The sequence below is a fragment of the Nocardiopsis sp. LOL_012 genome (genome assembly GCF_048060475.1).
Classification (GTDB): Bacteria; Actinomycetota; Actinomycetes; order Streptosporangiales; family Streptosporangiaceae; genus Nocardiopsis.
This window is the reverse complement of record NZ_JBHMIV010000071.1, coordinates 1-3,977: the sequence shown is the minus strand read 5'-3', so window position 1 is coordinate 3,977 and position 3,977 is coordinate 1. Positions and strand designations below refer to the sequence as shown.

Sequence of the window (3,977 nt, the reverse complement as noted above, 5' to 3'; positions counted from 1 at the left end):
CCTCGACGTCCTCGATCGGCACCCTCGACCCGTCGGCCATCACCACACCCGTACCGGGCGCCCTGCTTACCCACGGACGAGGTTGGTTCTGGTGCAGAGATCAGATCACTCGGCCCTTACACCGGAACCAATCTCGCCTACACAAAATCCGAACGAATAATTTTCTAAATTAGAAAAATAAGAACATCAAGGGAAAAACTCTTCATACAGCTCATCATACCGATCTGCATTCATTTCCAAGCGCCCAAATTGGCCAATAAAAAATACTCCATGCAGATAGCATTCACTGAAGAATGAAACCATTTCCTCCAAACTTGGAAACTCCACCTCAGTAGGTTCACCTGCAAGCACTCCTGCCACGCGGCACTCTTGCGAATCCCCCAAACCGCTGCATAGAAGTCCCCACCGCGCCCCTGGAGAATTGGAACCCAAAACTCGCCGAGAACAGGGTCCTCTTCGCGCAGGTTTTTATAGTCTTCAACCACCTCCCCCAGGCCAACGGGGGAATATCCTGGAACTATGTCTGCATCTTCTTGAGTCTGACCTGAGTGGAATTCGATTCCGTTAATCCGACCAAACCAAGTCACAACTGGATCGGGGATCTGAGCCCCAAGAGTTTCTTTTACTCGCGAAGCATCGACACCAGGAATGAGTCGCCGATAGGCTGGCACTTGCAGTTCATTCAATCTATCAAAAAGAAGATCGATCTCGCGGGAAAGCATCGAAAAATCACCCTTCACTTAATCCTCACGAAGAATGGATCGCCATCGCCAATTCCACTACCACGATAGAATGATGCCAGCGAGCGGCCATGAGAGGTGCAGGGCCCCGGAGTTCTCGTGCTTTGCGGGGAAACGCACGAATGCCGGTCTTAAGCGATCCGTGGGGGCATGAGCGGGTCCTGACACGCGAAAACGGGCACGGGCCTGAAGGATCATGGAGTTGCCAAGAAACCACGATCCGTAAGGCCGCATGCCCGCTGTGTCATCCTCTCCTACTCCACGCCTGTCCTCAACCCCACCCGCGCAACCACTCACCCCCGCAGGCGAACCCACCCCGGACCTGATAGACCACCTGGCCACCATCAACGACCCCAGAGACCCACGCGGCCGCCGCTACAGCCCGCCCACCCTGCTCGCCCTAGCCGTGTGCGCCCTGACCAGCGCCGGGCACGACACCACCTGCGCCATCATCGAATGGGCCCACAACGCACCCCGCCACGTCCTTCTCAGCCTGGGCCTGCCTGTGTGCCCCTTCACCGGCCGCATCCACATCCCCGACGAGCACACCCTGCGCAACCTCCTCGCCCGCCTGGACCCCGCCCAGATCACCCGAGCCGGTCTGGCCTGCCTGCCCACCCACACCCCGCCCCCGGACAGTTCGATGCGCACCCCCATCAGGGCACCCGAACGCGAACACCGCCGCGCCCACCACCAACACAGGCACCAACCCCCGCGCGAGAAGCCCCGCCACACCGCCTACGCCACCGACGGCAAAACCCAGCGCGGCGCCCGCGCCAGGAAGGGACAGCGCTCGGGATCGGTGGTCTTCCATGCCGCCCGCCACCACGACGCGACCGTGGTGGCCAGCACCCAGATCAGCAGCAAAGGCTCCGAGACAGGCGCCTTCACCACGCTGCTCGACCAGATCGACGACGACCACCTGGCCGGAGCACTGATCACCGCCGATGCCCTGCACACCGTGGCCGCCCACGCCACCTACCTGCTCAAACGTGGCGCTCACTATCTGATCTACGTCAAGGCCAACCGCCCGGTGCTGCACGAACAACTGGCCGCCCTGCCCTGGGGCGAGGTTCCCCTCGCCCACGTTGAGGGGCCCTGCCACGCTCATGGGAGAGAGGAACGCCGCTCGGCCAAGGTCACCGCGGCGGGTGGGCTGGCCTTCCCCGGTGCGTGCCAGGTGGTGCGCACCGACCGCTACCGCCGCCGGCACGGCACCATCAAGGGCAGCCGCGAGGTGGTCTTCGCCGTCACCGATCTGGACGCCCACGAGGTCTCACCTGCGGAGTTGGCCGCCTATGCCCGTGGTCATTGGACGGTGGAGAACCGGGTGCACCACGTGCGGGACGTGACCTTCAAAGAGGACGCTCGCCGCACCCGTACCAGAGCCGCCCCGGTCGTGCTGGGGTGTTTGACCGACATCGTCCGCCAGGCGCTGACCGCAGCGGGGTGGAAGAACCTCGCGTCAGGTCGCAGGGCCCACACCAATCCGGACAGAACCCTCGAACTCCACGGCATCACCCGTGATCAGCCCGTATGGATCTGAAACGCGAGAACTCCGGGGCCCTGATGAGAGGTGAGGGGCGTCGTGCCGTGTGGGCAACAGCTTCGCGCCCGGTACGGGTGTGGTGATGGCCGACGGGTCGAGGGTGTCCATCGAGGACGTCGAGGTCGGGGACCGGGTGTTGGCCACCGACCCGGAGACGGGCGAGCAGGAGGCCCGGACGGTGGCGGCGACGATCATCGGTGAGGGTTCCCGGACGGCTCTCCCCTGGGTTCAGGTTTCCGGCGTTCGCGGCGTGTCCGGCGTAAACGACCAGATCGGGCGCGCCCCACGAGCGCCGGTAGCGTCGTGTACCGGACCCATAACAGCACGCGATGGCCGGAGGCGCGGCGATGACGGGATCGGTCTGGGACGAGGTGCTCGACACCGAACACGTCCACGTACTGCGCACCTACATCGAACGCTGGCCCCGCAAACGCGGAGGCGATGAGAAAGTCCTGGTCATCGTGGTCGAACCCGACCAGCACACCCGGCACCGGTGCCCCAGATGCGGCCAGCGCGGCCGGGCCGTGGAAAGCGACACGGTCCGCTGGCGGACCCTGGACGTGCACGGCAAACGCACCTTCCTGGAATCGGAGATCCCCAGGATCGTGTGCGCCCAGCACGGCAAGATCACCGCCCGCGCCCCCTGGGCCCGACCCGGGGGGCCGGTTCTCCCACCCCTTCGAGGAGTTCGCCGCCGACAAGGCCGCCCATACCCCCTGGACACGCGCCGCGGCCGAGCTGCGCATCACCTGGCAGGCCCTGGCCGACGTCGTCGCCCGCACCGCCACCGACAGGGCCGCCCGCACCGACCGGCTGGAAGGGCCGGCCCGGATCGGCATCGACGAGAAGTCCTGGGGCAAGGGCACCGGAAAGTTCCTGGTCATCGTCACCGACCACGACGCCGGACGGGTGGTATGGGTCGGGCAGGGACGCGACCAGGCCACCGTGCACGCCTTCTTCGACGCCCTGGGCCCCGAACGGGCCCGGCTGCTGACGCACGTGTCCGCCGACGGCGCGGAGTGGATCCACCCCGTGGTGCGCCAGCGGGCGCCGCGGGCGCTCCTGTGTCTGGATGCCTTCCACGTGGTCAAGTGGGCCCATGAGGCGCTGGACGCGCTGCGTTCCCGGCTGGCCCGCCAGCTGCGGACGGCGGGACGCGAGGACCAGGCCGCCGCGCTCGGGGCGGGGATGTGGGCGCTGCGCAAACGCCCCGAGTGCCTCACCGGGTCCCAGCGGACCGCTCTGGCGCATATCGCCTCCGACAACGAGCCGTTGTATCGGGGGTATCTGATCAAGGAGCAGGTCCGGGCGGTGTTCGCGGTCAAGGGGGAAGAGGGGCGGCAACTGTTGCGCGGGGTGGGCGCATCGGTGCCGGATCCCGGAGTTCACCCGGCTCGCGCGGACCCTGTCCCGGTATCGGGACACCATTGACCACACGTTGGACCACGGGGTGTCCAACGGCCGGGCAGAAGCGATCAACGCCCAGGTGAGCGCGTTGATCACCCGGGCGAGGGGGTTTCGCAGCGCGGGCGCTCTGACGGCCATGGTCGAGTTCGTCCACGGTGGTCTGTGCCCCGATGCGCCGTGGGCCTGAACGAATGCCCGATTCCTGAAAACCACGGAGAGCCCCGCTCGGACCCCTCGGGTCTGTGGCCGAACTGGCTGGACTCGGCTGCGGACAAAGTGAG

General features: G+C 65.8%; 2 protein-coding genes and 2 pseudogenes. 3 read left to right on the top strand and 1 reads right to left on the bottom strand.

Translation table 11 applies throughout. The features are described 5' to 3' along the window. Nucleotides 1-230: 230 nt before the first annotated feature. Nucleotides 231-740, bottom strand: a complete 510-nt coding sequence (locus ACFHWE_RS23365; protein ID WP_416604025.1) for a hypothetical protein — start codon at nt 738-740, stop codon at nt 231-233. Nucleotides 741-972: 232 nt separating this feature from the next. Here ACFHWE_RS23365 and ACFHWE_RS23360 point away from each other — a divergent pair, with 232 nt between their 5' ends. The 3 genes and pseudogenes from ACFHWE_RS23360 (at nt 973) to ACFHWE_RS23350 (ending at nt 3,883) form a co-directional block, all read left to right on the top strand. Beyond that, a complete protein-coding gene (locus tag ACFHWE_RS23360; protein WP_416604024.1) occupies nt 973-2,286 on the top strand; it encodes an ISAs1 family transposase in 1,314 nt (437 codons plus the stop codon). Between the two features lie 332 nt (nt 2,287-2,618). Further along, nucleotides 2,619-2,849 (top strand): annotated as a pseudogene (locus tag ACFHWE_RS23355) (hypothetical protein); the annotation flags it as partial. 178 nt (nt 2,850-3,027) lie between these two features. Continuing rightward, a pseudogene (locus tag ACFHWE_RS23350) lies at nt 3,028-3,883 on the top strand (ISL3 family transposase). Nucleotides 3,884-3,977: the final 94 nt, after the last annotated feature.